Origin of the sequence: Oscillibacter sp. CAG:155 (assembly GCA_000436875.1) — a bacterium.
Classification (GTDB): Bacteria; Bacillota; Clostridia; order Oscillospirales; family Oscillospiraceae; genus Oscillibacter.
The window spans coordinates 1-3,769 of the sequence record FR890912.1; the positions used below are offsets into that span (position 1 = coordinate 1).

Consider the following 3,769-nt stretch of genomic DNA (forward strand, 5'->3'; position numbering starts at 1 on the left):
GGGCGGCCTCAGCGTCGCCGCAGAAGATGAAGGCCATCTTGTGATTGCGGTGGCAGGCATCCAGAATCCGGGCCATGGCCTCCTTCATGGCGGGGGCGTCGAACTGCATGGGGATGCCCAGGGCGATGGAGAGATCGAAGGGCCCCACGAAGATGCCGTCCACGCCCTCCATGGCGGTGATCTCGTCGATGTGCTCCAGGCAGCCCCGGGTCTCGCACTGGGGGAGGAGGAGCGTCTCACGGTTGCAGCGGGCAAAGTAGGCCTCCGTCCCCTGGAGGGACTCCGCGTCAAATCCCCAGCCGCCGTCCCGGGTGGGGCAGTAGCCCCGGTTGCCCAGCGGGGGGAACTTGGCGTAGCGCACCAGCTGCTCCACCTGCTCCACCGTCTCCACGGCGGGGACGATCAATCCCTGGGCGCCGTAGTCCAGGGGCTGGAGCACGGCACTGCGGGAGATCTCGTTGATGCGCACCAGCGGCGTGATGCCCGCCGCGTCGGCGGCGGTGATGGCGGCGGTGAGAAACTCCACGCCCACGGCGCAGTGCTCCGTGTCGATGAGAACGTAGTCCAGGCCCGTCCGGCCCAGGCACTCCACAGCCACAGGGCTGCTCAGCTGGGTGAAGGTGCCCACGGACAGCTCACCGCGCTGAAATTTTTCCTGAATGGGATTCATGCTGCTCACTCCTTATTTTTTTCGGGCTTTCTGCTCCGGCAGCCACAAGAGCTCTTCAAAGCTCTTGATGTAGACGTCGCAGAAGTTCCGCATTTTCGATTCATCCTGGGCGAAGAAGGCGTCGTACACACCCACCACCCGCATCCGGGCGGCCCGGGCCCCTCGGCAGGCGGAGAGGCTGTCGTCAAAGACGGTGCACCGTTCCGGCTCCACGCCGCAATCTTCCGCCGCCTTGCGCCAGATGGCCGGGTCCCGCTTTTCCAGACCCAGATCGTGGGCGAAAAAGACGTCCTCAAAGTACCGTGCCAGGTCCAGGTGCTCCAGGGCGGTGCGGCAGTGGGCGGGGACGCTGGAGGTCACCACCGCCATGCGGCGGCCCTCCGCCCGGCACTGCTTCAAATAGGCCCGGACGCCGGGCTTGACCTGGACATGGGCGTACAGATCTCCCGCCAGCTCCATCCACTCGGCCATGATCTCCTCGCAGCTCTCCGAAAGGTGGCAGAACTCCTTGGTGAACTTGGCCGCCAGGGGGAAGATGGTATGGGCCACGCCTTCATAGTAGGCGTGGGTATAGGGCAGGCCCCGCCGGGCCAGAAACGTCCGGTCCACATCCTTCCAGATGCCGTTGGAGTCGATGAGGGTGCCGTCCAGATCGAAGAAAAACATGTCTCACGTCTCCTTTTCCAGCCAGAAGCGCCAGGGAAAGTCCCTGGCCTCCTCGGCATAGTCCACGCCGATCCGGGGACCGGCGCACATCCGCTCCCGGACCGCCGGGGCGGGGGGCAGGCCCAGGTCCTCCGGCCCATCGCATAAAAAGAGGGTGTCCCCGGTGAGGTCCATCCCGTTTTCCGCCCGGGTCAGGGCGAAGGCCTGACAGACCTTGCCGGGGCCGTTGGTGAGGGTCCGCCGCCGGGCGGGGGTCAGGGCGTCCGGCGGGAGCCCATAGCGCAGGCGGCAGGCGGTGTCCAGCCCGGAGACCACCTCCACCGACCGCAGCAGTACCGCCGCCGGTTCGCCCTCCGGCTCGGTGACGAAGTTCAGGCAGTGGTACATGCCGTAGATCAGATACACGTACGCCGTCCCCGGCGGGCCGAAGAGGGTGGAGGTGCGGGGGGTGCGGCGGTAGTTGTAGGCGTGGCAGGCCTTGTCGCACCGGCCCACGTATGCCTCCGTCTCCGTGATGCGGCCTGCCAGCGTCTCATCGTCGAGCCGGCGCACCAGATATTTGCCCAGCAGAGCCTGGGCGATCTCCACGGTGTCCCCCAGATAGAATTCCCGGGAAAGCCTTGCCATTTTCTCACCTCGGTGTTACAATACCATTTTACTGCGGCTATTTACGTGGTTAAATATACCATACAACGGAAGTGGGAGCAAGAGCAATGAAAACCAATCGTGTGCGACAAAATGTATTCCCGGTGCTGGCGGCGCTGATCTGGGGCACCGCGTTCGTGGCCCAGAGCGTGGGCGCGGACTATGTGGAGCCCTTTACCTTCAATACGGCCCGGTCGGCGGTGGCGTTTGTATTTTTGCTGATTTTGTGCGCCGTGCTGCGGCAGGTGCGCAAGCGGGACTTTGACTCTGCCGCCCAGCCCCGGCCCGGTTCCCGGCGGGATCTGGTCCTGGGGGGCATCTGCTGCGGCGTGGCGCTGACGGTGGCCACCAATCTCCAGCAAAAGGGCCTGGAGACCACCACCTCCGGCAAGGCGGGCTTCATCACGGCGCTCTACATCGTCATCGTGCCCATCGCCGGGATCTTTTTGAAGAAGAAGGCGCCCCGGATCATCTGGCTCAGCGTGGCGCTGGCGGTGGCGGGGCTTTACTGCCTCTGCATCACGGAGGACCTGACCATCTCCACTGGGGATTTCTACGTGCTGCTGTGCGCCTTCTGCTTTTCCGCCCACATCCTGGTCATCGACCACTTCACCCAGAAGGTGGACGGGGTGGAGCTCTCCTGTGCCCAGTTCTTTGTGACCATGGTGCTCTCCGGCATCGGGATGCTGGCCACGGAACACCCCTCCCTGGAGGCCCTTTCCGTGTGCCTGTGGCCCATTTTGTACGTGGGCATCTTCTCCAGCGGTGTGGCGTACACCCTCCAGATCCTGGCCCAAAAGGACTCCAACCCTACGGTGGTGTCGCTGCTTTTGAGCCTGGAGTCCGTGTTTGCCACCCTGGCGGGGGCGCTGATTCTCCACGACCAGATGAGCGGGAAGGAGTATTTCGGATGCGTGCTGATGCTGGCTGCGGTGGTTCTGGCCCAGCTGCCGTCCCCGGCGGAGCGGCGGCCGGAGAAGGCCGCCTCCGGGACAAAATGACCCGGCGCAAAAGAAAATCTTGCAATCTCCCAGAAATTTGCTATAATGAAGTCACTTTGATTTTTAAGAAAAAGGAGCTCTAAACAACATGAACCAGGGTACGTCTACGATCCTCATGCTGGTTGTTCTCTTCGTGATCATGTATTTCCTCATGATCCGTCCCGAGAACAAGCGGAAGAAAAAGGCGCAGGAGATGCGTGACAGCCTGAAAAAGGGTGATGTGATCACCACCATCGGCGGCATCGTCGGCAAGGTCGTTCAGGTGAACAACGAGACCATCGTCATCGAGACCAGCGATGACCGCGTGCGTATGGAGCTGACCAAGTGGGCCGTGTCCACGGTCGGCGTGCAGACCGGTGAGCAGCCCGTTGCGGATAATAAGGATAAAAAGAAGAAGGAAAAGGAAGAGCCTGCTGTGGAGGCGCCCGCCAAGACGGACGAGCCCGCGGAGGAGCCTGTGGACGAGATCCCCGCTCCCGAAGAGGAGAAGAACTGATTCCTTCATAAAAACCCCCTTCCCCGTCATATGCTTGTTTGAAGCAAGACGGGGGAGGGGATTTTTTATGGGAAACGGAAAGACGCGGAAAAAGACGTCCGCCGGCGTGGTGGTTTTGCAGGGGGTGCTGGTGTCCCTGGGGATCTATCTGCTGGCGGCGGTGGTGCTGGCGCTGCTGGCGGTGAAGGGCGCGGTGCCGGAGGGGAGCCTCCTCCCGGTGCTGGCGGTGTGCTGCGGAGTCTGCGCCCTGGCGGGGGGATGGACCTGCGCCCGGCGGACACCCTGGGGGGC

6 protein-coding genes are annotated in these 3,769 nt (G+C 63.1%); 3 read left to right on the forward strand and 3 right to left on the reverse strand.

The window, feature by feature from the left end:
- From QZL67_RS06170 to QZL67_RS06180, 3 genes are all read right to left on the reverse strand, one after another.
- The coding region (locus tag QZL67_RS06170) for an aldolase/citrate lyase family protein (RefSeq protein WP_292919988.1) at positions 1–670 on the reverse strand (670 nt) is incomplete at its 3' end.
- 12 nt (positions 671–682) lie between these two features.
- Positions 683–1,336 carry an HAD family phosphatase gene (locus QZL67_RS06175; protein ID WP_022289877.1) on the reverse strand — a complete coding sequence of 218 codons (654 nt, stop codon included), beginning with the start codon at positions 1,334–1,336 and terminating at the stop codon, positions 683–685.
- A gap of 3 nt (positions 1,337–1,339) precedes the next feature.
- Complete coding sequence (locus tag QZL67_RS06180) at positions 1,340–1,963, reverse strand: DNA-3-methyladenine glycosylase (RefSeq protein ID WP_022289878.1); 624 nt, start codon at positions 1,961–1,963, stop codon at positions 1,340–1,342.
- 86 nt (positions 1,964–2,049) lie between these two features.
- Between QZL67_RS06180 and QZL67_RS06185 the strand changes: the two genes are divergently transcribed.
- From QZL67_RS06185 to QZL67_RS06195, 3 genes are all read left to right on the forward strand, one after another.
- A complete protein-coding gene (locus QZL67_RS06185; RefSeq protein WP_022289879.1) occupies positions 2,050–2,982 on the forward strand; it encodes a DMT family transporter in 933 nt (310 codons plus the stop codon).
- A gap of 88 nt (positions 2,983–3,070) precedes the next feature.
- Positions 3,071–3,478 carry a preprotein translocase subunit YajC gene (gene yajC, locus QZL67_RS06190; protein ID WP_022289880.1) on the forward strand — a complete coding sequence of 136 codons (408 nt, stop codon included), beginning with the start codon at positions 3,071–3,073 and terminating at the stop codon, positions 3,476–3,478.
- A gap of 67 nt (positions 3,479–3,545) precedes the next feature.
- A partial coding sequence (locus QZL67_RS06195; protein ID WP_292919990.1) for a DUF3792 family protein occupies positions 3,546–3,769 on the forward strand: 224 nt, incomplete at its 3' end.

Excerpts from the sequence above, each read along its gene's own strand:
- QZL67_RS06175 (WP_022289877.1), bottom strand. The coding sequence starts at position 1,336 with ATGTTTTTCTTCGATCTGGACGGCACCCTCATCGACTCCAACGGCATC.
- QZL67_RS06180 (WP_022289878.1), bottom strand. The coding sequence starts at position 1,963 with ATGGCAAGGCTTTCCCGGGAATTCTATCTGGGGGACACCGTGGAGATC.
- QZL67_RS06185 (WP_022289879.1), top strand. The coding sequence starts at position 2,050 with ATGAAAACCAATCGTGTGCGACAAAATGTATTCCCGGTGCTGGCGGCG.
- yajC (WP_022289880.1), top strand. The coding sequence starts at position 3,071 with ATGAACCAGGGTACGTCTACGATCCTCATGCTGGTTGTTCTCTTCGTG.